The organism is Paraburkholderia gardini (assembly GCF_907164575.1).
Taxonomy (GTDB): domain Bacteria; phylum Pseudomonadota; class Gammaproteobacteria; order Burkholderiales; family Burkholderiaceae; genus Paraburkholderia; species Paraburkholderia gardini.
This window is the reverse complement of the sequence record NZ_CAJQYY010000017.1, coordinates 14,929-40,673: the sequence shown is the minus strand read 5'-3', so window position 1 is coordinate 40,673 and position 25,745 is coordinate 14,929. Positions and strand designations below refer to the sequence as shown.

The 25,745-nt window shown below is 61.6% G+C and carries 25 protein-coding genes and 2 pseudogenes; 24 read left to right on the top strand and 3 right to left on the bottom strand.

All coding sequences use genetic code 11. The features are described from left to right. Positions 1-26: 26 nt before the first annotated feature. From LPA34_RS15460 to LPA34_RS15435, 6 genes are all read left to right on the top strand, one after another. On the top strand, positions 27-944 hold the full coding sequence (locus tag LPA34_RS15460; RefSeq protein ID WP_228979594.1) for an NAD(P)-dependent oxidoreductase: 918 nt from the start codon (positions 27-29) through the stop codon (positions 942-944). Further along, positions 941-1,333, top strand: a complete 393-nt coding sequence (locus tag LPA34_RS15455) for a cupin domain-containing protein (RefSeq protein ID WP_228979592.1) — start codon at positions 941-943, stop codon at positions 1,331-1,333. The genes LPA34_RS15460 and LPA34_RS15455 overlap by 4 nt, the downstream gene beginning before the upstream one ends. Before the next feature lie 101 nt (positions 1,334-1,434). Further along, on the top strand, positions 1,435-2,223 hold the full coding sequence (locus tag LPA34_RS15450) for a carboxymuconolactone decarboxylase family protein (protein ID WP_228979590.1): 789 nt from the start codon (positions 1,435-1,437) through the stop codon (positions 2,221-2,223). A 93-nt stretch (positions 2,224-2,316) separates the two neighbouring features. After that, complete coding sequence (locus LPA34_RS15445) at positions 2,317-3,060, top strand: 2,3-bisphosphoglycerate-dependent phosphoglycerate mutase (protein ID WP_228979588.1); 744 nt, start codon at positions 2,317-2,319, stop codon at positions 3,058-3,060. Between the two features lie 87 nt (positions 3,061-3,147). Then, positions 3,148-3,834 carry a GntR family transcriptional regulator gene (locus LPA34_RS15440; protein WP_228979585.1) on the top strand — a complete coding sequence of 229 codons (687 nt, stop codon included), beginning with the start codon at positions 3,148-3,150 and terminating at the stop codon, positions 3,832-3,834. 9 nt (positions 3,835-3,843) lie between these two features. Next, on the top strand, positions 3,844-4,227 hold the full coding sequence (locus LPA34_RS15435; protein ID WP_228979583.1) for a hypothetical protein: 384 nt from the start codon (positions 3,844-3,846) through the stop codon (positions 4,225-4,227). A gap of 66 nt (positions 4,228-4,293) precedes the next feature. Here LPA34_RS15435 and LPA34_RS15430 read toward each other — a convergent pair. Continuing rightward, positions 4,294-4,593, bottom strand: a pseudogene (locus tag LPA34_RS15430) (MFS transporter); the annotation flags it as partial. Between LPA34_RS15430 and LPA34_RS15425 the strand changes: the two are divergent. After that, positions 4,589-4,876, top strand: a pseudogene (locus tag LPA34_RS15425) (LysR substrate-binding domain-containing protein); the annotation flags it as partial. The pseudogenes LPA34_RS15430 and LPA34_RS15425 overlap by 5 nt on opposite strands. Positions 4,877-5,282: 406 nt before the next feature. Here the strand turns inward: LPA34_RS15425 and LPA34_RS15420 are convergent. Then, positions 5,283-5,576 (bottom strand): BON domain-containing protein, encoded by a 294-nt coding sequence (locus LPA34_RS15420; RefSeq protein ID WP_228979581.1) that lies wholly within the window; start codon positions 5,574-5,576, stop codon positions 5,283-5,285. Positions 5,577-6,346: 770 nt separating this feature from the next. On the opposite strand from LPA34_RS15420, the gene LPA34_RS15415 reads away from it, so the two are divergent. The 9 genes from LPA34_RS15415 (at position 6,347) to LPA34_RS15375 (ending at position 15,644) form a co-directional block, all read left to right on the top strand. Then, on the top strand, positions 6,347-7,498 hold the full coding sequence (locus LPA34_RS15415) for a porin (RefSeq protein ID WP_228979579.1): 1,152 nt from the start codon (positions 6,347-6,349) through the stop codon (positions 7,496-7,498). A 196-nt stretch (positions 7,499-7,694) separates the two neighbouring features. Continuing rightward, positions 7,695-8,747 (top strand): LacI family DNA-binding transcriptional regulator, encoded by a 1,053-nt coding sequence (locus LPA34_RS15410; RefSeq protein WP_228979577.1) that lies wholly within the window; start codon positions 7,695-7,697, stop codon positions 8,745-8,747. A 179-nt stretch (positions 8,748-8,926) separates the two neighbouring features. Further along, the gene (locus LPA34_RS15405) at positions 8,927-10,174 is read left to right on the top strand and encodes an ABC transporter substrate-binding protein (protein WP_228979575.1); all 1,248 of its coding nucleotides are present in this window, start codon (positions 8,927-8,929) and stop codon (positions 10,172-10,174) included. A gap of 93 nt (positions 10,175-10,267) precedes the next feature. Beyond that, positions 10,268-11,293 (top strand): carbohydrate ABC transporter permease, encoded by a 1,026-nt coding sequence (locus LPA34_RS15400; RefSeq protein ID WP_228979573.1) that lies wholly within the window; start codon positions 10,268-10,270, stop codon positions 11,291-11,293. After that, positions 11,290-12,120, top strand: coding sequence for a carbohydrate ABC transporter permease (locus LPA34_RS15395; protein ID WP_228979565.1), 831 nt, complete (start codon positions 11,290-11,292; stop codon positions 12,118-12,120). The genes LPA34_RS15400 and LPA34_RS15395 overlap by 4 nt, the downstream gene beginning before the upstream one ends. 62 nt (positions 12,121-12,182) lie before the next feature. Next, complete coding sequence (locus tag LPA34_RS15390) at positions 12,183-13,520, top strand: GH1 family beta-glucosidase (protein WP_228979563.1); 1,338 nt, start codon at positions 12,183-12,185, stop codon at positions 13,518-13,520. 91 nt (positions 13,521-13,611) lie between these two features. Beyond that, the gene (locus LPA34_RS15385; RefSeq protein WP_228979562.1) at positions 13,612-14,742 is read left to right on the top strand and encodes an ABC transporter ATP-binding protein; all 1,131 of its coding nucleotides are present in this window, start codon (positions 13,612-13,614) and stop codon (positions 14,740-14,742) included. 282 nt (positions 14,743-15,024) lie between these two features. Beyond that, entirely contained in the window at positions 15,025-15,258 is a 234-nt protein-coding gene (locus LPA34_RS15380; RefSeq protein WP_228979561.1) for a type II toxin-antitoxin system Phd/YefM family antitoxin, read from the top strand. Further along, the gene (locus tag LPA34_RS15375) at positions 15,255-15,644 is read left to right on the top strand and encodes a type II toxin-antitoxin system VapC family toxin (protein WP_228979557.1); all 390 of its coding nucleotides are present in this window, start codon (positions 15,255-15,257) and stop codon (positions 15,642-15,644) included. The genes LPA34_RS15380 and LPA34_RS15375 overlap by 4 nt, the downstream gene beginning before the upstream one ends. Here the strand turns inward: LPA34_RS15375 and LPA34_RS15370 are convergent. Further along, positions 15,623-16,702 (bottom strand): LacI family DNA-binding transcriptional regulator, encoded by a 1,080-nt coding sequence (locus tag LPA34_RS15370; RefSeq protein WP_228979555.1) that lies wholly within the window; start codon positions 16,700-16,702, stop codon positions 15,623-15,625. The two genes, LPA34_RS15375 and LPA34_RS15370, sit on opposite strands and share 22 nt — an antisense overlap. Positions 16,703-16,979: 277 nt before the next feature. On the opposite strand from LPA34_RS15370, the gene LPA34_RS15365 reads away from it, so the two are divergent. The 8 genes from LPA34_RS15365 (at position 16,980) to LPA34_RS15330 (ending at position 25,719) form a co-directional block, all read left to right on the top strand. Then, positions 16,980-17,798, top strand: a complete 819-nt coding sequence (locus LPA34_RS15365; protein ID WP_228979553.1) for an extracellular solute-binding protein — start codon at positions 16,980-16,982, stop codon at positions 17,796-17,798. A 126-nt stretch (positions 17,799-17,924) separates the two neighbouring features. Further along, the gene (locus LPA34_RS15360) at positions 17,925-18,245 is read left to right on the top strand and encodes a type 2 periplasmic-binding domain-containing protein (protein WP_228979551.1); all 321 of its coding nucleotides are present in this window, start codon (positions 17,925-17,927) and stop codon (positions 18,243-18,245) included. A 62-nt stretch (positions 18,246-18,307) separates the two neighbouring features. After that, positions 18,308-19,225, top strand: coding sequence for a carbohydrate ABC transporter permease (locus LPA34_RS15355; RefSeq protein ID WP_228979550.1), 918 nt, complete (start codon positions 18,308-18,310; stop codon positions 19,223-19,225). A gap of 2 nt (positions 19,226-19,227) precedes the next feature. After that, the gene (locus LPA34_RS15350) at positions 19,228-20,073 is read left to right on the top strand and encodes a carbohydrate ABC transporter permease (protein ID WP_228979547.1); all 846 of its coding nucleotides are present in this window, start codon (positions 19,228-19,230) and stop codon (positions 20,071-20,073) included. Positions 20,074-20,189: 116 nt separating this feature from the next. Continuing rightward, complete coding sequence (locus LPA34_RS15345; RefSeq protein WP_228979546.1) at positions 20,190-21,320, top strand: ABC transporter ATP-binding protein; 1,131 nt, start codon at positions 20,190-20,192, stop codon at positions 21,318-21,320. A gap of 265 nt (positions 21,321-21,585) precedes the next feature. Continuing rightward, positions 21,586-23,991 carry a glycoside hydrolase family 3 N-terminal domain-containing protein gene (locus tag LPA34_RS15340; protein WP_228979544.1) on the top strand — a complete coding sequence of 802 codons (2,406 nt, stop codon included), beginning with the start codon at positions 21,586-21,588 and terminating at the stop codon, positions 23,989-23,991. Positions 23,992-24,070: 79 nt separating this feature from the next. Then, positions 24,071-24,838, top strand: coding sequence for an SDR family NAD(P)-dependent oxidoreductase (locus LPA34_RS15335; protein ID WP_228979542.1), 768 nt, complete (start codon positions 24,071-24,073; stop codon positions 24,836-24,838). Next, positions 24,835-25,719 (top strand): SMP-30/gluconolactonase/LRE family protein, encoded by an 885-nt coding sequence (locus LPA34_RS15330; RefSeq protein ID WP_228979540.1) that lies wholly within the window; start codon positions 24,835-24,837, stop codon positions 25,717-25,719. Before LPA34_RS15335 ends, LPA34_RS15330 begins: the two co-directional genes overlap by 4 nt. The last annotated feature ends 26 nt before the right edge of the window (positions 25,720-25,745 follow it).

Here is a 25,745-nt window from a genome sequence, read left to right as displayed (position 1 = left end):
GTGATTTTCGTGGAGGAATGGGATTCATGAACAAGGAACGGATCGGTTTCATCGGTCTTGGCAACATGGGCGGCCGCATGACCCGGCGTCTCGTCGACTCCGGCATCGCGGTGCTCGGCTACGACACGGCGCCTGGGCGCATCGCGGCGGCCGGTGCGCAACCCGCCGGTACGCTGCGCGACGTGTTCGCGTATGCGGACGTCGTGATGATGTCGCTGCCGGACAGCAACGTGGTCGAAGCGGTTGTCGAGGGCGAGGGGGGTGTGCTCGCGCACTGTCGCGAAGGCCAGACGGTCGTGGATCTGAGCACGGCTGCGGCCAGTTCGACGATCCGGCTCGCGAAGCTGTTCGCCGATCGCGGCGTTCACTATATCGATGCCGGTATTTCGGGCGGCGCCGCGGCCGCGGAGAAAGGCACGTTGACGCTGATGGTGGGCGGCGACGCCGGCGCGGTCGACGCGCTGAAGTGGGCCTTCGCGCCGATCAGCTCAAAGGTCGCGTATATGGGCGGGAGCGGGGCCGGCCACACGACGAAGCTGCTGAACAATTTCCTGAACGCCGTGAGCCTCGCGGCGAGCGCGGAGGTGATGGTGGCCGGCAAGAAAGCCGGGCTCGACCTGCATGTGCTGCTCGATGTGCTGAACAGCAGCAGCGGAGTCAACTTCGCGACGCTGAACCGCTTTCCGAAAATCGTCGACGGCGATTATCTCGAAGGCGGCCTGACCGGCAAACTGATGACGAAGGATGTCGTGCTGTACGTGGACCGCGTGCGCGAACTCGGCGTGATGTCGCTGAATGCTGCCGGTCCGCTCGCAAGCTTCGGTCTCGGCACGGCGCTCGGCTATGGCGACGTGATCAGCAATCGGGTCGTCGATGCGATCGGCGACGTGTCGGGCGGCGTGCGGCTGTTCGACGGTCAACAGAAGCAGGAGAAAAGCGCATGAAGGTCTTTCACGGCAGGGCGGACGGCGCAATGTCGGAGCGTCGCGGCGAAACGTTCTCGGGCACGGTGTGGGCCGACCCGGTGATGCCGGCGACCAGCGGCGTCACGATCAACACGGTGTTCTTCGCGCCGGGCGGCCGTACCTACTGGCACACGCATGAGCAGGGCCAGGTATTGCAGGTAACGGCTGGCAAGGGCTGGATCTGCCTTGACGGCGAGGAGCCGCAGGAGATCCGCCAGGGTGACATCGTTTTTATCGGTCCAAACGAGCGGCATTGGCACGGTGCGAGCGCCGGCAGCTACATGGTGCATATCGCGACGTCGATCGGTAAAGGGACGTGGCAGGAAGAAGTGGCTGAACGGGACTATCCGTCAGGCACTGCACGCTGATCGTGCAGGCGTCCGGTGCGCGTGATATCGCGCGCCCGGAAGCACGTATCGATCACCGGCAATCGCGGGCGGGGCCCTCTGCTTTCAACAGGAACGATGCAATGAGTCTGACCGGACAGGAACTGCAGCAACGTGACGCGCAGCGTATCAAGGAAAAATTCGTCCGTGTACACGGCGCATGGAACGCTGCGTGGGACAGCATGTTGCGCCTCGACGCCGGCTTCGTTGACGCGTACCTCACGTTTTCCGAAGTGCCGCAGCGCAAGCGTTATCTCGATGACAAGACCCGGGAGTTCATCGCGCTCGCCGCCGATGCGTGCGCGACACAGCTTCATGCGCCGGGTGTCGCGCATCACCTGGAGCGCGCGTTGTCGTTTGGCGCGACGCGCGAGGAGTTGATGGAAGTGCTCGAACTGATCAGCACGATCGGCATTCATACGAGCAACGTTGGCGTGCCGGTACTGCTCGAAGTGCTTGAAGAGGAGGGCATGCGCGCGGGGCCGCCGCCACTTGATGAACGTCGGCTCGCACTGAAGGCGGGGTTCGAGAAGAATCGCGGCTACTGGCATCCCTCGTGGGACGGTCTGCTCGAACTCGACCCCGATCTGTTCGATGCGTATCTCGCGTTTTCATCGGTGCCGTGGCGCACGGGCCCGTTGAGCCCGAAGGTCAAGGAACTGATCTATTGCGCGTTCGACGCGTCCGCCACGCACCTGTACGTGCCGGGTCTGAAACTCCATATGCGCAACGCGCTGCATTACGGAGCAACTGCCGAAGAGATCATGGAAATGCTGGAGATCGTCAGCACGACCGGCATACACGGTGCCGAGCTTGGCGCACCGCTGCTCGAAGCCGCGCTGGCGCGAACAGAAGCGCACACCGATGCGTAACGTGACGTCGCGGTATTCGATGATGCCGGGCGAGGCCATGTTGCCCGTGCGGGCCGCCGCGATACCCGGCTACAACTAGCGAGCCATACGGACATGCCGGATCACGCTACGCTCGTTGTACTTCGCCACGGACAGTCGGTGTGGAATCATGCGAACCGCTTCACTGGCTGGACCGACGTCGGGTTGTCGGAGGCGGGCGTCGAACAGGCGCGGCGCGTTGGCGAGCAGTTGCGCGACGCGGGTTTTAACTTCGATCAGGCGGTTACGTCGACGCTACAGCGGGCCGCGGTGACGCTTCAGCACCTTGTGCACGCACTCGGCGAGCCGGACCTGCGGACGACGCACTCGTGGCGTTTGAATGACCGGCACTACGGCGCGTTGACCGGCATGGAGAAAGCGGCGGCTGCGGCTGTGTTCGGCGTGGCGCGGGTGCGCGAATGGCGGCGTGGGTTCAATATCGCTCCGCCGCCGCTCGATCCCCCCGCACAGCGTGAATTGCTTGACGCGCTCCACGATGCGTCGATGCCGGACCTCGACACGCTGCCGCGCACCGAAAGCCTGCGCGATACGCTGGTGCGCGTACTGCCGTTGTGGGAGGAATGCGTGGCGCCGGCTCTGCAAAATGGGGAGTCGGTGCTGATGGTTGCTCACGGGAATTCACTGCGTGCGTTGTTCAAGCATCTGGACGATATCGACGACGTGGCGATTGCGTCAATCGAGGTCGCGCACGCCCAGCCGCTGGTGTTGACGTTCGACGCGATGCTTCGCGTCACATCGCGCACGCCGCTCGACAAGTGGCGGACGATTCGCGCAAAAAATGCAGGCAATGTGCGTTGAGGACTTGATCCAGACGACTTGAGACTCAGAAAACGGTCCGCGATGAAGTATCATGAACGCCATATCTTGTCGGACAGGAAGACAATAATGCTAGCTGATATTGGCGTGGTGCGACCTGAGACACTGCGTCATCAAGTCGAAAATGTGTTGCGGCAGGCCATCGTGACCGGACGTTTCGCGCCGGGCGCACGGCTTATCGAGCGCGAACTGTGTGAGACGCTGGGCGTGAGCCGCACGTCGATACGGGAGGCGTTGCGCAAGCTCGAGGCCGAGAAGCTGGTGCGCAACGTGCCGCACAGGGGGCCGATTGTTGCCGTGATGTCGAAAAAGGAAGCGAGCGAACTCTACGCGCTGCGAGGCTTGCTCGAAGGCTTTGCCGCGCATGAATTCGCGCGGCTGGCGAGCGATGCGGCGATTGTCCTGTTCGGCGAAAAGGTGAAGGCGTTGCGTGTCGAGGCGATGGCGCAGAATCAGGCCGGTGTGCTGGGAGCGAAGACCGCGCTATACGATGTGCTCCTCGATAACTGCGGCAATGCGCTGGTAAAGGAAGTCCTGACGAGCCTGTATTCGCGCGTTAACCTGTTGCGGACGACGTCGTTGATGCATCCGGACCGGTTGCCCACCAGCCTGCGTGAAATCGACAGGTTGTATAAAGCGCTCAAGGCACGCGACGCCCAGGCAGCGCAGGAGCTTGCGAGCCTGCATGTTGCGAATGCGGAGAAGGCGGCGTTGCGGATGCTGGAGCAGGCGGGAGCGGAAAAGGTCGAGCTGTAGGTTCGCCCGATGCCATCTACCATCCGCAACTCGCTCGTCTGGATCTTCGAGGCATTCGAGCGGGAGGCCACCTACATTCGCAAGCCGATGTTCGGCTGCGAAGCCGCCTATGTCGACGGCCTGTTATGTCTGGTCGCGGCCGATCGCGACGAGCCCTGGAGTGGCCTGCTGGTGTGCACGTCGCGAGAGCGCCATGCGGCGCTCATCGAGGAAATGCCCGCCTTGCGGCCGCATCCTGTCCTTGGGAAATGGCTGTATGTATCGCAAGCCGATCCTGCGTTTGAAGACATCGCGGAAAGGATGACGTCGCTCGTGCTTGCGCGCGACTGGCGTGTCGGTGTCGAGCCAAAGCTACGCCGACGTGGCGGAAAATCTCCGCTTCCGAAGGCATAAGGCATCATTGACGGGCGTGAACGGACACCCGGCGCAAGAGACCCGGCGAGCTACGGGAATCCCCGCTCAGTGCCCGTGTCGCTCTTCGACCGCGACCGGTGTCCGTTTCGATTGCCGGCTCAGCATCAGCGTGACGATCGCGGACACGGCCAGCGTCGCACCGACTACGTACAGGCCCGCTGAATAACCGCCCGTAACGTTCTTGAGCCATCCGATCGCGAATGGACCGACGAAGCCGCCCAGATTGCCGACCGAATTGATCATCGCGATTCCCGCAGCCGCACCGGCACCTGACAGGAACATGCTGGGCATCGCCCACAATGGCGCCGCCGCGCTGATCCCGATGTTCACGATCACGAGCGCGTCGCTTAAAACGGAGGCCGTGCGTATCAACGGGTCGCTGACGACGAACGATGGCGAAATCGCGGTGAAGTGGGCGCTCGAAGGGCACGGCATACTGATGCGGGCCGAGTGGGACATCAAGCAGTACCTCGCCGATGGTTCACCGGTTCTGGTATTGCCCGGGCACGACACGCCGAACGCCGATATCTTTGCTGTCTATTCGCAACGACACCAGATGTCCAACCGGATTCGCGCGTTTGTCGATTTCATCGCACACGATCTTCGGAGCGAAGATGCGCAGAACTAATGGTTTCCATTGTTGCGTTGCGGACTTCGCCGAGGCGACAATGAAGATGGGGTGAACGGGGCAAGAAGTGCCTAAGCAGTCAGATGACTGTCGAATCAAGCGTAACCCGGACAATTTAAATGAGAAATCGAACGGCAGGTCGTGGCTAAACTTTGGTGCCAGCGCGGCCATCCAGATCAGAAGACGGCGGAAGTTAGCGGAAGCTAACCAAAAAGCGAATGTACTTCCGCAGACCTTCATGTCGACCACTATCAGGTCGAGGGGTTGCTTCTATCTCGACCCGGCCCTCCGCGCTTCTCGTCGCGAAGTTTCAAATCCGCTACATGACTATCAACGCTGCTAGAGCAGACCGATGTTAGCGCGCGGCCGGGTTCGAGCGCCGTCCGCGCGGCGGCTTCGTTTGATTTCAATGTCCACGAGAGAGCAGATTGTTCACCGAGGTGACGCCGTCCACCCCGTTCGCGCTCTGTTCGGCCAGCGCGACCTGCTGGCGCTCAGGTACCCATCCGATCAGTGTGACTTGTCCTGATCGTGAGAAGACGAATACGTGAGACGTATCGACACCGCTGTGCGCAAAGGCGACGCGGACGTTATGGGCGAGTTGCGGATCGGTTGCGCCCGAACCGGTGTCGGCGTGAACCGCAGGCGCGATTGCGCTGGATATCAACACTGCGAGTGTGGAAGCAATGGCTGTTTTCACGGTACCTCTCCTTACAGATAGGCAGATGTGCCGGCGGACTCCGGCAGCAGGTCTTCCGGTCCGACTCCAGGAGGGGCCGCGGAAGTGGATGACAGAATCCCCATGCGGTTCTTGCTCGCCCATCTCTATCGATGGAGCGTCCAGGGTTTTATCTGTCGGGACGGTTGGCGGGTTTTTATCATTGCCCGGCGAAAAGCCTGCGCGTTCATCGTGCCGGAACGCGACGTAGGGCTGTCCAGCGCCTGTTGATCGATCATAGTCCCGAATGCCGGCGCGTGCTGGAAGCGTGCAGGAACAGCCGTCTGGCTGTCCCGCAAGCACCCGCCTCCCCCCCGAGACCTGGAAATTCCAGAAACGCAGATCAAAAAATCCGGCACATGCACGTCAAGCTGAATGCCGGTCGTTGCATTTGCGCAACATCCAGATTTGATTCACACACGTACCCGAACGGTTCGATACGAGTCGCGAAACGCCAGAGAGGCGACGCATGCGTTTCCTGCAGTTTTTCAGTGTATGGATTCAAGCGGATTTGCCAGGCAGGTGACCACGACGTCATGGTCACGAAGCGCGTGCTACTTCGCCATTGAATCGTGCGCAACAGCTATGAATAACAGCGTTTTCCCTGACACGGAAGATCGATACGCAGCGCAACGGCGGTCCCTATAATCGCCTCGAAATGTGAAGCAGGCATTTCAGCAAAGCGGGGAGTGTACGGAGTCAGTACATGTCCTGAGCGGCTCGGAGACGCCAAAATTAATATAGGATATCTAATGAAAAAGACGGTTCTTGCTTTGTCAATTATGGCAGCCGCGACGGCGGCCCATGCGCAGAGCAGCGTTACGCTATACGGTCGTATCGACAATGGCTTTCAGTTCGAAAGCGGCATTCCAGGCGGTCACGCGTGGAGCGCTCAGAGTGGCGACTGGGGTTGTTCGTGGTTCGGCCTGGAGGGTGCTGAGGATCTGGGCGGCGGCACAAAGGCGGTCTTCCAGCTGGAAGGGCAACTGAACACGATGACGGGCGCTTCGGCGGGCAACCTGTTTGGCCGTCACGCTACTGTCGGCTTTACCAATGACCATTACGGCCTGTTCAAGGTGGGTAACCTCGGCGCCGGCGAACTGTCACAAGACAGTTGGGGCACGGACCCGCAGCTGATGCAGCGTTACGCCATTTCGACGCTGGTGCGCGGACGGAACTGGGCAAGTGCCAGCAACGGCGCGGAATATGACTCGCCCGTCCTGTTCGGCGGCCTTGTCTTCAAAGGACAATATTCGCTCACTAACAACACGAGCTGGAACTCGGCGCCGGTTAACTCCGCGGGCGTTCCCACCGGCCAGGGCCGTACCGATGCGCTCGAAGGTATCTATACGTTCGGCAGCGGCCACATCCGCGTGATTTATGACGAAGTCCGCGGCGCTGACGGTTCGTTCAACAACGTCTACTCGGCCTCACGTTCGATTCTGGCCGGCGGCACGTATGTCATTGGCCCGGTGAGGCTGTACGCCGGCTACCAGCATCTGAGCGCGCCCGATGCGACCAACGCGAGCATTGGCGTCAGCAACGCATCGCAGCCGGGTGGCGTGAGCGCGCCTACCGGGGTCGATCATGAGTGGCTGGGTGCCGCGTGGCAGGTGAGCGATGCCACGGCAATCACCGGTGCCGTGTTCCACGCGAACGCGAACAACGGCAACGGTAACGCAACGCTGTTCACGCTCGGTGCGACGTACGCCCTGTCCAAGCGTACGTTCCTGTACACGGAAGCGGGCTACGTGCATAACAGCTCGACGTCGAATATCAACCTCGGCAACGGCCCGTACGGCAACAACAACTACGACCCATCGACCGGCACGTCGTCCAACGGCAACCCGGACTACGGTCACAGTCAGACGGGCGTCTTCGCCGGCGTCATGACGATGTTCTAGGTTGTTGCCTGACCGGCAATCGTAGTGATCTCTGTGTTTCCAGTACTGCTTATATCTCTTTCGTAGAGAGGCCGGTGCGACGCTTCCTCCACCCTCGTCGCACTGGCTGTTTTTTCAGCGGCCCCATCCTGGATGGGTAGGGACATAGGGTTTACTCACGTTTGAAAGCGCTTTCAAGGACAGTATTCTGCGGACCATGATCGAAGATGCCGTCAACCCACCTAATGTGACACTCGAGGAAATCGCCCGGGCAGCCGGCGTTTCTCCCAGCACGGTGTCGCGCATCCTGAACGGCACGGCGCGCGTATTGCCGGCCAAGCAGAAAGCGGTGGAGCAGGCTATCGCGCGGTTCAACTATCGGCCGAACGTGCTTGCGCGCAGCCTCGCGAGCGGGAAGACCGACACGATCGGCGTGCTGACGCAAACCGTGTCCAGTCCGTTTTACGCGGAGTGGCTGCGCGGTATCGAAGACGGGCTCCAGGAGCCGGGTTTTACGCCGCTTTTCGTCAGCAGTCGCTGGAATGTAAAGGATGAAGTGTCGCGTATGGAGCAGTTCATCGCGCGCCGCGTCGACGGCGTCATCATGCTGCATAGCCAGCTCGACGAGCCATCCCTGATTGGTTACTCGCGGCATGCCCCGTTGCTCGTGCTCGGACGCTCCCTGCAAATCAGCGCTTCGCTCGCGAGCCTGGCGCTCGACAACCTGCAGGGCGCGCGTGACGCTACCCGGCACCTGCTCGAGCAGGGCCATCGCGAGATTGCTTTCATCGCCGGGCCGCCCGATCACGAGGATGCTATCGAGCGGCTGAACGGTTACCGGATGGCGCTCGAGGACGCGGGTATCGGCTTCGACGTCGATCGCGTCGAGCAGGGCGACTATCTCGAGACAGGTGGCGAGGCCGCCATGGAGCGGCTGTTTGCGCGCGGCGCATCGTTCAGCGCGGTGTTCTGCGCGAACGACCAGACTGCCTATGGCGCGCGTCTCACGTTATTTCGTCGTGGGCTGCGCGTGCCGGAGGATATCTCGCTGGTCGGTTTCGACGATTTGCCCACCTCGTCGTATATGACCCCGCCGCTGACGACGGTTCGCCAGCCGACCTATGAAATCGGCCGCCTCGCAGCTCAGGGGATCGTGCAGATGATCCGCAGGCAACCCGTCACCCTGAGTCCTGTTTCGCTCACGCTCATGACCCGGGAAACGACACGGCGAATCGTACCGTCGTCCAGACCGGGAGATTCGCCCCTCTAGCCGTCAGGCAGTTCCAGTACCGATGACACCCCCACGGGGCGTTTTTTTACTTTGTCATGAAAGCGCTTTCAAGCGACAAGGTGCAGCAAGCAGGTCGTAGTCAGATCGCAAGAAAAAGCAACGAAGTAACCAGGAAGTAACCGAAAGCAATCTACAAACGGTTCAACAGGAGACGATTAATGAAATTTCGCTTTTCAGGGCCCGCGGCCGCAGTTCTGCTCAGCCTGGCGGCCACCGGCGCGCATGCCAACACCACGTTGAGGGTCGCGGTTTTTCCGAAGCTGGATCAGGAAATCAAGGATGCGCTTCCCGCATGGAAGAAGCTCCATCCTGATGTCGATGTCAAGGTGTCGGCGCTGGCGATCGCCGACCATCACAACGCGATGACCACCGCGCTCGCGACCAGCTCCGACCTGCCCGACGTGATGGCGGTCGAAGTCGGCTTCATCGGCCGGTTCGCGGCGGGCGGCGGCCTGGAAGACCTGTCGAAGCCGCCGTACAACGCGGGCCAGTACAAGAGCCAGTTCATTCGCTATACCTTCGCGCAAGCCACCACGCAGGACGGCGTGATCGTCGGCATGCCGGCGGATATCGGCCCGGGCACGCTGTTCTATCGCAAGGACATCCTCGACAAGGCGGGCGTCACCGAAGCTGATCTGAACAGGTCGTGGGACTCGTATCTCGCTGCTGGACAGAAGATCAAAAAGGCCACGGGCGCGTACCTGATGGCGTCGTCGCGCGACATCGAAGATATCTACATTCGTGCTGATCTGAAGGAAGGCGACGGGGTGTACTTCGACAAGGCCGGCAACCCGGTTGTCACATCGGAGCGCTTCGTCAAGGCATTCCAGCTCGCGAAGAAGGCGCGCGACCTCGGTCTAGACGCGAAGATCACGCCGTGGTCGAACGAATGGGCTGAGAGTTTCAGGCGCGGCACCGTTGCAACGCAGATGATGGGCGCATGGCTCGGCGGCCATCTGTCGTCGTGGATTGCGCCGGACACGAAGGGTCTGTGGCGCGCGGCCAATCTGCCGAACAACGCGTACGCCTCTTTCGGCGGCACGTTCTACTCCATTCCGGTGAAGGCGACGCAGAAGGCGATGTCGTGGGAATTCATCAAATTCCTGACGACGCGCAAAGACACCCAGCTCGCCTCGTTCCGCTCGATCGATGCGTTCCCGGCGCTGCTCGCGGCCCAGGACGATCCGTTCTTTGCCGAGCCTGTTGCGTTCCTTGGCAATGAAAAGGCGCGCCTGATCTGGCGCGACGCAGCCGCCCATATTCCGTCGATCCAGCGCAGCAAATACGACCAGGTGGCTGAGGAAGCGGTCCACTCCGCGCTCGACAAGGTGGTCGACAGCAACGAGGACATCGGAACGGCGCTCAAGGAAGCGCAGGACGAGATCACGCATCGCATCCGGCGTTGAGGAAACAGCACGGCGCTGCCCGCGCCGTGTTGAAGTTTGCAATAGCGTAGCCGGCGTCGGTCGCCGGTTACGCCAGACTGGACGGAACTATTGATGAGCCTTTCCCTGCCCACCCCCGAGCCGGGCGTCCGCGACGCACGCGTGAGCGATGTGCGCCCGCCGCTGACGGCGCCGCGCAGAAAATCGCTGGTCAATCCAGTGAAGATCGCACCGTACCTGTTTCTCTGTCCGTTTTTTCTGCTGTTCGCGTTGTTCATCGCTTTTCCGCTGCTGTTCTCGCTGTATCTGTCGTTCCAGAGCTGGGACGCGACCGCGGGACTCGCCAGCATGAAGTGGGTGGGCCTGTCGAACTTCGCTTTCACGCTGACCGACCCGTGGTACTGGAAATCGCTCTACAACACGGCGTGGATGGCGATCATGTCCGGCTTGCCGCAACATCTCATTGCGTTGCCGCTCGCCTTTTTCCTGCAGACCGCTTTTCGCCGCTGGCGCAATTTCGTCGTCGGTCTGTACTTTCTGCCGTTCATCACGTCGAGCGTCGCAATCGCATTGATCTTCTCGTCGCTGTACTCGACGGACTACGGCATGATCAATCTCGCCATTGCCGCGATCGGCAAGTTGCCGGGCCTGCACTGGATCGTGCCGACCCATCCCGTCGAATGGCTATACAACCCGGCGAACGTCAAACCGGCAGTATCGGTGGTGATTTTCTGGCGCTATGTCGGCTGGAATGCGGTGCTGTATCTGTCGGCGCTGCAAACCATTCCGAAGGATCTGTACGAGGCTGCGAGGATCGACGGCGCTAACGGCTGGCAGCAGTTCACGCGCATCACGATTCCCCTCATCAAACCGATGATTTTCTTCGCGGTGACGCTGTCCATCATCGGTGGCCTGCAATTGTTCGAAGAGCCCTTCATCCTGCTGCCGAACGAGGGTATGGGCACGAGCCAGTCGGGTTTGACCACCGCCGTCTACATGTACCGCACGGCGTTCCACGACGGCGATTTCGGTACGGCGAGCTCGATTGCGTGGCTGCTTTTCATCACGATCGCCGCGCTGATGTGGCTCAACACACGCATCTTTCACCGCAGCGGCATGAACGAGGAGGCACAGCGATGAAACTGTCGAACAACAAGGCCCGCTATACCGGCTATGCCGTCGTGCTGGCGGGCGCGGTGCTGATGTTCTCGCCGTTTTATTTCATGTTCGTATTCGCGACGCACACCAGTTCCGAGATCTTCTCGATGCCGCCGCCGTTGTGGTTCGGCAGCGCGTTTCTGGACAACATGGCATCGCTGATGCGGCACATCCCGTTCTGGCGCAACCTCGGGTGGAGCTTCTACACGGCGACGATCCAGACCGTGCTGACGCTGCTGGTCACGTCGATGGCGGGTTATGCGTTCGCGATGTACGAGTTCCGCTTCAAGAAGGCGCTCTTCGCGGTCGCGTTGACGGCGATGCTGGTACCGCCGTTCCTCGGCATGATTCCGACCTTCATGACGATGAACCTGCTGGGGTGGATCAATCAGCCGCGCGCGTTGTACGTGCCCGGTGCGGCCGCCGCACTCGGCGTGTTCCTGATGCGCCAGTACGTTGCGTCGGCGATTCCGTCCGATCTCATCGAGGCGGCGCGCATCGACGGTTGCGGCGAATTCCGCATTTACTGGAGCGTGGTGCTGCCGCTGCTGGGACCGGCATTGGGCACGCTTGGGCTCATCAGCTTTATCCAGGCGTGGAACAACTTTCTGTCGGCACTCGTCGTGCTGCGCTCGCCGTCGATGTACACGCTGCCCCTCGCGCTGCGCATCTTGCAGAGCCCGACCAATTCGGACTGGGGGGCGGTCATGGCGGGTTCGGCGGTCGCGGTGCTGCCGCTCCTCGTGCTGTTCGCCTTCACCTCTCGCCGGCTGATCGACGGTCTGACGACCGGCGCAGTCAAGGCCTGATTCTGTTCCGTTTCTCTTTTTCCAGGCCCTCGCGGGCATGATTATTCGAGGCAACATCATTCATGTCGACATATCGATTTAAAGAAGACTTCGTTTGGGGCGTCGCTACCAGTTCCTATCAGATCGAAGGTGCAGCGCATGAAGACGGCCGCGGCCCGTCGATCTGGGACGCGTTCTGCAACGTGCCGGGCAAGGTCGTGAACGGCGAGAACGGAGACGTCGCCTGCGATCACTACCATCGTATCGAGCAGGACCTCGACATGATGGCCGGACTCGGTGTCGAGGCCTATCGCTTTTCGATCGCATGGCCGCGCGTTCAGCCGGATGGCCGTGGTGCGTTCAACGAGAAAGGTATCGCGTTCTACGAACGGCTCGTCGACGGCCTGCTCAAGCGCGGCATCCAGCCGTTCGCGACGCTGTATCACTGGGACCTGCCGCTCGCGCTGCAGGAGACGCAAAACGGCTGGGAAAACCGCGATACGGCTTATCGTTTCGCTGACTATGCACGCAAGATCGGCAGCGTGCTCGGCGACCGCGTGGCGTCGATCTCGACGCACAATGAGCCGTGGTGCACCGCGTGGCTCGGCAATGCAACGGGCTATTTCGCACCGGGCAACGAAAGCCTGAAGAAGGCGGCGCACGTCTCGCACCATCTGCTGCTTTCGCATGGTCTCGCGTTGCAGGCGCTGCGCGCCGATGGCGTCAAGGCGCCGCTTGGCATCGTGCTGAACCAGTCGCCGGCGGATGGCGCGACCGGTTCACCCGAAGATCAGGCGGCCGCGTCGCTCGAATATGCCAAATTCGTCCGCTGGTACATGGACCCGCTCTTCAAGGGCGAGTATCCGGCAGAGGCGCTGCAGTGGTACGGCGAGAACGGCCCGCAAGAGGTGGTTCTCGACGGTGACTTCGACATCATCGGCACGCCGATGGACTTTCTCGGCGTCAACTACTACACGCGGATCTTCGCGAGCGCGTCGGGTGAAAAACGGCCGCCGGGTGTACTCGGCTTCACCGACATGGACTGGGAAATCTATCCGCAGGGCCTGACCGACCTGCTGACCCAACTGAACGCCAGCTACACGCTGCCGCCCATCTACATCACCGAGAACGGCTGCGCAACGAAGGACGTGCTGGACCACGGACGGGTGCGCGATATCGAACGCATCAGGTTCTACGACCTGCACCTGACCGCGTTGTCGGATGCGGCGCAAAAAGGCGTCGACATCGCCGGCTATTTCGCATGGAGCCTGATGGACAACTTCGAATGGGCGTCGGGCTACGACAAGCGCTTCGGCATGGTGCACGTCGACTACGCAACCCAGCAGCGCACGCCGAAGGATAGCGCTTACTGGTATCGCGACGTGATCGCGCAGCATGCCGGCGTGACCACGCCACGCTAGAGCGAAGTCATCGGCACCGCGACCCGCGCGACGCGCCAGAGCGCAACGTCGCGCGGGGAGTGCAGGCATAAGGATTCAGGAGAAGCTATAAATGGGCGAACTCGTATTGCGCAACGTCGCGAAGACGTATGGTGAAGGGCCACAGGTCATACAGGGCATCGATCTTCACATCCCGGACGGTCAGTTCACCGTCTTCGTCGGACCATCCGGGTGCGGCAAGTCGACCATGCTGCGCATGATCGCCGGACTCGAATCGGTGAGCGGGGGCGACATTCTGATCGACGGCGTGCGTGTCAACGAACTGCAGCCCGCGGACCGTGGCATCTCGATGGTGTTCCAGAGCTACGCGCTTTATCCCCATATGACAGTCGCGGAAAACATGGGCTTTTCGCTGAAGCTGTCGGGTAAATCGAAGCAGGAAGTGCGTGAAGCGGTCGAACGGGCCGCCGGGATCCTGCAGATCAACCACCTGCTGGAGCGCAAACCCAGGGCGCTCTCGGGCGGCCAGCGGCAACGCGTCGCGATAGGACGGGCGATCGTGCGCAAGCCGCGCGTGTTCCTGTTCGACGAGCCGTTGTCGAACCTTGATGCGGCACTGCGCGTGCAGATGCGAATCGAGCTCGCGAAGCTGCACCGCGAGCTCGGCACGACGATGATCTACGTCACGCACGATCAGGTCGAGGCTATGACGCTAGGCGAGAAAATCGTCGTCTTCAACAAGGGAAATATCGAACAGATCGGCGCGCCGCTCGACCTGTACGACAGGCCGGCGAACCGCTTCGTCGGCGGCTTTATCGGTTCGCCGCAGATGAACATGCTACCGGCCGTGCTGGTGTCGCAAGGCGAAACGCAAACCGTCGTCACGCTCGCAGGCGGGAGCGGATCCATCGTGTTGCCTGGCTGTCCGGCTCGCTCGATCACGAGCAAGTTGACGCTCGGGGTGCGTGCCGAGCATCTCGGCATCGGGGCACCGGGTGAAGGACTGCCCGCCCGTGTCGAACTGGTCGAGCATCTGGGTGACGTATCGATTCTGCATGCGCATCTCGACGGCGTGGGCCAGGCGATCTCTCTCAAGCTCGACAAGAAGGACGCGCAGCTTCCGGTCGGTGCGCGCATCGATGTCAAGGTGGCGTCCTCGTCGGTCACGCTGTTCGATGCGAACGGCATCGCGGTGGCGTTTGAGCACAGTGAAGCTGCAGCGCGTGTTCAGGCAGTCGTTTGACCTTTTACGGGAAACACTTTGGCCATTTTGCCGCGCCTGATTTTGACTGAAGCCAGCTTGTACCGTTTCCATGCTGGCTAGCCATTATTTGCCTGATCAGCCCATCGAGACGGTTCAGGAGACCAGGTTAACTCCGCATGGCGGCGGCTCCGATACGATACTAACATTTATTAACGTTAAGGATAACGTTAGGCGATTGATAAAGAATATCCTGCCGGGAACCGCAACCGTTTCGGCCCGATTCAAAAAATAGTTATACGAATTATCTGGGTGGAGATTGCAATGGAAAAGAGAGTATCGAAGGCCATTTTCAAGTCCAGGGCATGCGAACTGTTCCGGCAGGTTGAGATGCTGGGGGAAACGGTTGTCGTCACGGACCGGGGGCAACCCACCATCGAAATCAGGCCTTACTGCAGCAAGCATCAAAATCCGCTTGAACTCCTGCGTGCTTCGATCGTGCATTTCGATGCGATGCACGCAGCAGCTCCGGTCGCATCGGAGCCGGAAGGTCGATGATTACGCTCGATACGCTTGCGCTGGTCTGCTGGCTGGGCAGGCAGAATGCGTTGAGTCAGGCGGCGCACGATGCGATCGATCGGGAACTGAACGGAGGCGAGATCCTGATTTCGGCGATCAGTGCGCTCGAAATCGCGGATTTCGTCAAGGACGGCCGGCTCGGCCTGTCGATGGATGCGCGAAGCTGGCTCTCGACCGTGGTGTCGATGGAGGGCGTGCGGCTGGTTCCAGTGGACACCGAAATCGCCTTTCGCGCGGCCAGGCTGTCACCCGCGCTAACGTCCCACCAGAGGCTGATCGCCGCCACTGCTCGCACCTTCGGCAGTGCGCTCGTTACCTCGGATGCGAAGGTTCGCGCCTCGACTTACGTCGAAACGATCTGGTGATGTGCGCCGCTCTGCTTCGTCCGGACCTGTCCGGTGGAGTCGCGCACGACAAGTTCCGCCGGCAGTGTGATGCGTTGCGAGGCCGCGTCGATACCCGCTATCTGCGCGAGCAGCGTATTGATCGCCGAGCGCGCCATTTGCTGGAACGGCTGGCGGATCGTGGTGAGGGCGGGATGGAATTGCTCGGACATCGGAATGTCGTCGAAGCCGATCACCGAAATGTCATCCGGCACACGCAAGCCCGCTTCCCTGACTGCCGCGATGACGCCGAACGCACTCTGGTCATTCGCCGTGAAGATCGCGGTAGGCGGATCGGGGAGGTTCAGCAGATCGAATGTGACATCGAACGCCATCATCTGCGAGAGGTCGCCCGCGGCGACGAGCGCGTCTTCGCGCGGCAGCCCGAGTCGCGCGAGCGTGTCGTGGTAGCCGCGCTGCCGGTCGCGCACCCCTTCGATCGTCTCGTCACCCGCGAGGAAAGCGATCCGCTTGTGGCCGAGTTCCGCAAGATGTTCGACCGCGAGACGGGCGCCTCCGTAGTTGTCGACCGACACCGATGGAAAATTGGTCAGCGTGCCGCCGCGCTGGTCGACGACGACGACCGGCACCCTGGCGTTCGACAGCGCTTCGAGACAGAGCGATTCGCGAGGCAGGATCGCGAGGATCCCATCCGAGAACTGCTGGATCAACCCGAGCAGATCGTGATGCGGATGACGGTCCTCGTCGAATACGGTATAGACCAGGATCTCGCAGCCCGCGCCGCGCGCCGCGCGCCCCGCGCCGAGAATCAGCTCGCTGGAGAACTGGGTATCGAGTGTCGGCGTGATGATGCCGATGATGCCGTTGCGCCCGCCCGAGAGCTTCTGTGCGGTACGGTTGACGACGTAGCCGATGTCCGACGCGATTCTCAGCACTTCGTCGCGGGTCTCGCGCGACACGCCGGAACGGCCGTTGAGCGCGCGCGAGGCGGTCATCTGGGACACGCCGGCGAGCTTCGCAACGTGCTCGAGCGTGGGGGTCTGCCTTGCCATGCGTGACGAGGGGGGGCGAGAGGTCATGTCGGAGTTCACTCACTAACAACGTTAGCGGTACCGTTTGTATGAAGACTATTCTACCAGAACCGGCTATGACCGCAGCTTCCATCGGTGGACCAACCTTTCGCGGCATGCGATATGTCGTAAAAGCGACCAGGTAAAATCCCGCATAGCACTAGTTCGCACACGAGTCTAACATCAACTAACGTTATGGCTAACGTTAGACGTTTGGGCTGATATTCCAATATCCATAAGAGGGGACATAAATATGGCGTACCCGGCTTTTTCTAAAGCGCGGTCAATGGTCGGCGCCACGGCGCTCGTATGCTCGCTGGCCGCAGTCGCATCGACAGCAGCATTTGCGCAATCTGGCAAGACGATTACGGAGTGGGACCAGCAGACTAACGCGACGTCGAGCAAGGTGCTGCGGGATGCGGCAGATCGCTTCGAGAAGCAGAATCCCGGCTATAAGGTCGAAGACTCGCACGTCCTGAACGAGGCGTACAAGACCAAGCTGAAGGTGGCGTTCGGCGCAGGCGAGCCGCCTTGCGTGTTCGAGTCGTGGGGCGGCGGTCCGTTGCATGAATATGTGAAAGCCGGCCAGATTGTCGACCTGACGCCGTATCTCCAGAAAGATCCGGCTTATCGTGACCGATTCCTGCCGACCTCGTGGCATGCGGTCACGTTCGACAACAAGACGTATGGCGTAGCGGCGGAAAATGCATCCGCCGCCGTGATTTTCTATAACAAGGACCTGTTCAAGGAATACAACCTGAGCCCGCCGACGAATTGGGATCAGTTGATGCACGTCGTGCAGGTGCTGACCTCGCATGGTATTGCGCCGTTTGCGCTGAGCAACAAGAACAAGTGGACCGGTTCGATGTACTACATGTACCTCGTCGACCGGATCGGCGGGCCCGAAGTGTTCCGCAAGGCAGTGGATCGCGCGCCTGGCGGCAGCTTCGCGGACCCGGCCTTCGTCGAAGCCGGCAAATACATTCAGGAACTCGTGAAGGCGGGTGCTTTCGCGAAGGGTTTCAACGGTCTCGACTACGACGTGGGCGCCTCGCGTCGCCTGCTGTATTCGGGGCGCGCCGCGATGGAATTGATGGGCGGCTAGGAAGCGTCGACGATCCAGAACGAGAATCCCGGCTTTGCAGGCAAACTCGACTTCTTCCCGTTCCCGAGCGTACCGGGCGGCAAGGGTGATCCGCGCGATGTGATCGGCACGGTCGGCGACGGCTTCATGAGCATCTCGACGGAGTGCAAGGACCCGCAGGCGGCGTTCAGGCTGATCCAGACGATGACCGACGATACGTCGATGCGGGGTCGCGTTCTCGACAAGAAAATTCCGCCGGTCAAGAACATCACCATTACGGATCCGTTCCTGAAGCGCCTGCAGGCGTTGATCGCCGACGCGCCGAACGTGCAGCTCTGGTACGACCAGGAGTTGCCGCCGAAGCTGGGCGAGCTGCACAAGGATACGTCGCAGGAGCTGTTCGGCCTGTCGATCACGCCTGAAGCCGCTGCGCAGCAAATGGAAGCCGCCGCGAAGGCGGGAAGCTAACCCGTAGTCCGAAGAGGAGCCCGGCCCGCGTCGTTTTTCGATGCGGGCTGGACACACGATCTGTGAATATTGCAATTTCCACTGCGCCCGCCGCGCGGGCGCGCATTTCGTCACAGTGGCTGGTTATCACCGTCTTTCTCGCCCCCGCGGTGGTGCTGCTGGCGATATTCCTGCTGTATCCGTTGCTCTCCAGTCTGCGGCTTTCGCTGGTCGACTGGACCGGGCTCGGTACGCATTCACGCTTCGTCGGGCTTGCCAACTGGGCGCATCTCGCGCAGGACACGGTTTTCTGGCGCTCCTTGTGGAACAACGTCATTCTCGCGCTCGCGTCGATCGTGATCGAGCTGCCCATCTCGCTGGCGCTGGCGGTGCTGCTGGAAAAGGCGGGGCGTGGCTCGCGCATTCTCAAGATTCTCTATTTCCTGCCGCTGCTGATGTCGAGCGTCGCGATCGGCGTGCTGTTCAAGAACATCTACGATCCGAACTTCGGACCGCTGAACGTCGCACTGCGCGCCATCGGCCTCGACATATTCGCGCAGGACTGGCTCGGCGACACGCGCTTCTCGCTCGCTTCGACGATTGCGGTGATCTGCTGGCAAAACGTGCCGTTCTACATGATCCTGTTTCTCGCCGGACTGTCGTCGCTGCCCGCGGAGTTGAACGAGGCGGCCCGCCTGGATGGCGCCTCCGAATGGACCATCTTCTGGCGCATCAAGCTGCCGCATCTGCAAGGCGCGATCCGCACCGCGGTGCTGCTGGCGGTGCTCGGCTCGCTGCGGTATTTCGATCTGATCTACGTGATGACGGGCGGTGGCCCGGAAGGCTCGTCCGAGCTGATGGCGACGTATATGTACCGGACCGTGTTCAGTTCTTTCCAGCTGGGCTACGGCAGCACGATCGGTTCCGCGATGTTCATCATCGTCTCGCTGGTTGCGGCCATCGCATTGCGCATGACGCGTCGTTACGAAACGGAAGTTTGAGCATGGCCACTGAAACAAATCGTCTTCATTTTCCCAGGATTCGCATCGGTGTGCCGTTGCTGGGCTTGATCTGGCTCGCCGTGACGACGTTGCCGTTCCTCTTCGTCGTGGTGACGAGTCTGAAGACACAGGAGGAAACGTTCTCCGCGCCGGTCTGGGCGCTGCCCTCCCATTTTTATTTCGGGAACTACTGGGCGGTACTGCACGGTCCCTACCTCACTTACTTTGGCAACAGTGTCTTTGTCGTCGGACTTTCGGTTCTGCTGATCGTGCTGTTGAGCGCCATGGCGGCCTATGTATTCGCCCGCTTGCGTTTTCGTTTGAACAAACTGCTGTTCGGGCTGGTGATCGCAGGGATGATCGTGCCGCTGCACGCAACGCTCGTGCCGATCTATCTGCTGACCCGCAACCTGGGGCTGTACGACACCCAGTTCGCGCTGATCGGGCCGTATGTGGCGCTCAGCCTGCCGATCTCGATCTTCATCCTGACGGAGTTCATGCGCCAGATTCCGCATGAACTCGAGGAAGCCGCGCAGCTCGACGGCTGCGGTCCATTCAGGATTTTCTGGCGCATCTTTTTCCCGCTCTCCACGCCGGGGCTGGCCACAGTCGCGATCTACAACGGAATCGCGCTCTGGAACGAGTTCATTTTCGCGTACATGCTGACCTCGACTCCGCCGCACCGTACGCTGCCGCTTGCCGTGTGGGATTTCCAGGGGCAGTACTCGTCGAACATTCCGGCGATGCTGGCGGTCGTCACGATGACGTCGTTGCCGCTCATCGCGGCCTACGCATTCGGTCAGGAGCGTCTGATCAAGGGCATGATGGCCGGCTCCCTGAAGGGCTGACGGGCGGATGGCGAACCGGGTCCAGCCAGGCAGGGCAGGGTTGCGGCCCGCACTGCCGGCCGGATCAGTCGGGCTGAAGCGAACGCCCGGTAATTTAACTGCGAACACAACGAGCTATGGCAAGCATTACTCTGACTAAAGTACAGAAGGCGTACGAAGGCAATCCGCCGATTATTCGCGACGTCCATCTCGAGGTCGGCGAGAACGAGTTTTGTGTGTTTCTCGGGCCGTCGGGATGCGGGAAGTCGACGTTATTGCGCATGGTCGCCGGACTCGAATCGATCACCGGCGGCGAGCTGCGCATCGACGCTCAGCTGATGAACAACGTGCCGCCCGCGGAGCGCCGTGTCGCCATGGTGTTTCAGAACTACGCGTTGTATCCGCACATGAGCGTCTACGAGAACATGGCTTTCGGGTTGCGTCAGGCGAAGATCGACAAGGCGACGATCGACAGCAAGGTGCGCCGCACGGCTGCCACGCTGCAACTGGACGGGCTGCTGGAGCGTCGTCCCGCTGCGTTGTCCGGGGGGCAGCGGCAGCGTGTGGCGATCGGCCGGGCGATCGTGCGCGAGCCGGGCGTGTTTCTGTTCGACGAGCCGTTGTCGAATCTCGACGCCGCGCTGCGCGTGCAGACCCGCACTGAGATTGCCCGCCTGCATCGGGAATTCCACCAGGCAAGCGCGATTTACGTCACGCACGATCAGATCGAAGCCATGGCGCTGGCGGACAAGATCGTGCTGTTGCACGCCGGCGCGGAAATGGAGAAGCACGGCAGCATCGCGCAGATCGGTGCCCCGCTGGATCTGTATCACCGGCCCAAAAGCCGCTTCGTGGCGGGCTTTATCGGATCTCCGAGGATGAACTTCCTGCCGGGCGTCGTGACGACGATCGACGCCCGGGGTGTCGAGATCCAGCTGACGAGCGGTGAGCGCGTGCGGGCACAGGTCGATGGCCGCAATACGCGCCCTGGCATGCGGGTCACGCTGGGCATCCGGCCCGAACACCTGGGCCTGCCCTCCGGCCAGCCAGGTACTCAGACCATCCGTCGCGCGGTTCGCCTCGTGGAGCGGATGGGAGAGCACAGCTACATCCATATCGACGGTGGCAGCCGGGACGGCAACACGCTGATCGCCAAATTGCCTGGCGATGGGGGTGTGGCACGCGACGAACATATCGATCTTGCGCTGGCGCCAGACGCATGCCATGTGTTCGACGAACAGGATTTCGCGCTGTCGCGTCTGCACTGATCCTGGCATTCCAGCTGAACGGGCCGCGCCGGACAGTCGGCGCTTCCAGCAGCGAAACGGCGCCGCCTCGTCACGCTATCGAGGTAGTGAATTTCCAGCCCTTCAGGTATTCGTTCAATTTAAAGGACTGCGAAGTTAAGAAAGGAATATCGAATGCAAGGCGGGGTTGCGGATGAAGCAGTGCCTTCCCTGCGTTTGTGATGAAAAGCGGATTTGCCGGCGCCATTTGCGCCCTGTATACCCGGATCATTTAAAGGAGTTCTAGATGTTGCTTCGCCAAAGTGAAGTTCCGCTCTACCGCGATCCCACCGCGGCTGTCGACGAGCGTGTTTCCGACTTGCTGGCGCGTATGACAGTGGACGAGAAAATTGCCCAGTTGCACGCCGCGTGGCTGAAGCTGTCGTCCGATGGCAATCACGAAGCGCGTACTGTGGATTTTGCGCATGGCGATGCCGGCATCACGGTGGAAACGATTCTTCAACACGGGCTGGGTCAGATCACGCGCCCGCTCGGCACGCATACGGTCGACCCGAAGGAAGGCGTGCGTGCGCTCAACGCGCTGCAGCGGCAGATGGTGGAGGATACGCGCCTCGGTATTCCCGTGATGTCTCACGAAGAATGCCTGGTCGGCCTGATGATCAAGGACGCCACGCTGTTCCCGTCGCCGCTGAACTATGCGGCCACGTGGAATCCGGGGCTTGTCGAACACGTGGGGCAGATCATCGGCGAGCAGGCGCGTTCGATCGGTTGTCATCAAGGGCTCGCGCCGGTGCTGGACGTGTCGCGCGATCCGCGCTGGGGCCGCACCGAGGAAACGCTCGGCGAGGACCCCTATCTGGTCGGCGTGCTCGCCTGTCACTACGTCAGGGGGCTGCAAGGGGAACGCCGCGACCTGCTCGCGACCCTCAAGCATTTCGTCGGACATTCGGCGAGCGAAGGCGGCCGCAATCACGCGCCCGTGCATGTCGGCCCGCGCGAACTCAACGACGTTTTCATGCTGCCGTTCGAGATGGCGGTCAAGCTGGCGAATGCCGGCTCCGTCATGCCTGCCTATCACGACATTGACGGTGTGCCCTGTCATGCGGACCGTACGTTGCTTCAGGAAACGTTGCGCGAGAAGTGGGGTTTCGATGGACTGGTTGTCGCCGACTACGCTGGCGTCGATCTGCTCTACGGTCACCATGCGGTCGCGCGCGACAGCGCGGCTGCCGCGGCGCTCGCGTTCAATGCCGGACTCGACGTCGAGTTGCCCGGACACGAGTGCGCGCTGCATCTGAAAGAAGCGCTGACGCGCGGCGAGATCAGCGAAGAAACGATCGACGCCGCTGTATCGCGCGTGCTGCGCACGAAGTTCCGTCTCGGCCTGTTCGAAAATCCGTATGCGGATCCGGAGCGAGTGGATGTGAAAAGCGAATCGGCGAGCGACGTCGCGTATCAGGTGGCGCTTGAATCGGCCGTGCTCCTGCGCAATGAAGGCGACGTGTTGCCGCTGGATGTCGAGGCGACGGCGAAGGTCGCGGTAATCGGGCCAACTGCCGACGATCCGCTGGCGTTGCTGGCCGGCTACAGTTTCCCGGTGCATCTGATCAACGCCGGCGAGCAGTCGGTCGCGTCGATCGGTACGCCGCTGCAGGCGCTGCGCGCACTACTTGGCGATCGACGCGTGATCCATGCGCGTGGCTGCGACATCATCGCGGAGCGCCACGCGGGCGCGCCGGTGTTCCCCGGCGACGTGTCGCTGGATACCACGGCGCACGCCAGCCGCGACGAGCTGATCAGCGAGGACACCAGCGGTATTGCAGCGGCGGTTGACGCCGCACGGCAGGCAGGTGTTGCGATCGTCTTCGTCGGCGATCTGTCGGGGCTGTTCCAGTCCGGCACGGTAGGCGAGGGATCCGATACGGACAGCCTGGACCTGCCTGGCGTGCAGCAGGCCTTGCTCGCAGCGGTGGTCGACAGCGGTACGTCGACGGTCGTCGTGATGACGGGCGGACGTCCGTATAACCTGGGAGGCCTCGAGGACCGGATCGCGGCGCAGATCATGGCTTTCGCACCGGGCGAGCGCGGCGCGCAAGCGCTCGCCGATCTGCTGGTGGGCCGCGCGAACTTCACCGGCCGCCTGCCGTTGTCGGTGCCGAAAAGTGCCGGAGCAGTACCCTATACCTACAACCACCGGTTGAAAAGCGCGGGTACGCCGGTCGCTTACCATTTCGGTTGCCGCTACCCGTTTGGATTCGGACTCAGCTATACGCAGTTCCGTTACGGCAGTCTCGCGGTGGCGCGACGCGAAGTCCCGATTGCCGACGGGACGATCGAACTCAGCTTCGTGGTCGAGAACATCGGCTCGCGCGAAGGCAGCGAGATCGTGCAGATCTATGTGCGGGACCGGCTGGCATCATCGGCACGACCGGTACGCGAATTGAAGGCTTTTGCCCGGGTGCCGCTAGCGGCGGGCGCTTCTGCGCGGGTTCGCGTGAAGATGCCCGTCGATATGCTCAATTTCACCGATGGACGCGGCGAGCGTATCGTCGAGCCAGGCGACTTCGACCTGATGGTCGGAAGCTCGAGTCGCGACCTTCATCTGGGCGACGTGGTGACTGTCACCGGTGGCGCGGCGAGAACACTCGAACGCGAATGGCGTATGGTGAGCGAGGTCGACGTACTGCGGTAACCCGCATGATGGGGCGCGCCAGCCGGGGCGGCTGGGCGCCATGGATTTGTTGTCGTACCCGTAACAAGTGGAATATTCGATGTCGTACGCAATCTATCCCAGCCTTTCAGGCAAAACGGTTGTTGTCACCGGTGGTGGCAGCGGTATTGGCGCCGCGATAACCGGGGCATTCGCACGGCAGGGTGCGCGGGTCTTTTTTCTCGACGTGGCGGAAGGCGATTCGCTTGCGTTGCAGGAATCACTGAGCGATGCCGTCCATCCGCCCGTGTTCCGCCGATGCGATCTGCGCAGTGTCGAGGCGATCCAGAGCACCTTCGCCGGGATCGCCGATATTGCCGGGCCGGTCGAGGTTCTCGTCAACAACGCAGGCAATGACGACCGGCACGAACTGGGCACTGTCACGTCGAGCTACTGGGACGCGTGCATCGCCGTGAACCTGAAGCACCAGTTCTTTTGCGCTCAGGCCGTAGCGGCCGGCATGCGCAAGCTCGAACGCGGCGTGATCCTGAATCTTGGCTCGGTGTCGTGGCATCTGGCGTTGCCGAACCTGGCTATCTACATGAGCGCGAAGGCCGGTATCGAGGGACTTACCCGTGGACTCGCGCGCGAACTCGGGGACGCCGGCATCCGCGTGAACAGCATTATCCCGGGCGCGGTTCGGACCCCGCGTCAGATGCAGCTCTGGCAGTCACCCGAGAGCGAAGCGAAGGTCGTCGCGAGCCAATGTCTGCGCCTGCGTATCGAGCCCGGGCACGTCGCCCGCATGGCCTTGTTCCTCGCGTCCGACGATGCGTCGCGCTGCTCCGGTCGGGACTATTTCGTCGATGCAGGGTGGTACGGAGAATGAATTTCCGCATCCCTGTCTGCGTATGGCCGGTCGGTGCCGAACTGGGGGAAGGCCCGGTGTGGCAGGCCACGGAGAACGCTGTCTATTTCGTCGATATCAAGGGTCGCCATATCCATCGTCTGACCATCGCCACGGGTCAGACGCAGACATGGAGCGCGCCCGATCAGGTCGGCTTTGTCGCACCGCTTGCGGATCGTACTTTTGTCTGCGGGTTGCCGGATGGTCTGTATCGCTTCGACGCCGGCAGCGGGCAATTCGGCAAGCTCAAGGACGTCGAGGCGCATCTGCCGGGCAACCGGCTCAACGATGCCTTTGTCGATGCCAGCGGGCACCTGTGGTTTGGATCGATGGACGACGGCGAGGAGCAGCCAGACGGCACCCTTTATCGCGTCAGTGACGACGGCGAAGTGGTGGCTCGGGACGACGACTATGTGATCACGAACGGACCGGCAATGAGCCCGGACGCACGCACGCTCTATCACGGCGACACCGTGCGGCGCGTGGTGTATGCCTTCGACGTGAGCGAAGACGGCGCGTTGTCGCGCAAACGCATCTTCGCCACTATTTCCGGCGACGGATACCCGGATGGAATGGCGGTCGATGCGCACGGATTCGTGTGGATCGCGCTTTTCGGCGGATGGCGTATCGAACGGTACTCGCCTCTTGGCGAGCTTGTGGAGCAGGTACCTTTTCCCTGCGCCAACGTGACGAAGCTGGCTTTCGGTGGAGACGACCTGCAGACTGTTTATGTCTCGACGGCGTGGAAGGGACTGTCGTCGGCGGAGCGCGAGCGGCAGCCGCATGCCGGTGGCCTGTTTTCGTTTCGCTCGCCGGTGCCCGGCCAACCCCAGACGCGCTGTAAATGGGGTTTCTCGCAATGATTTCAGACGGTTCAACCATCCCCATG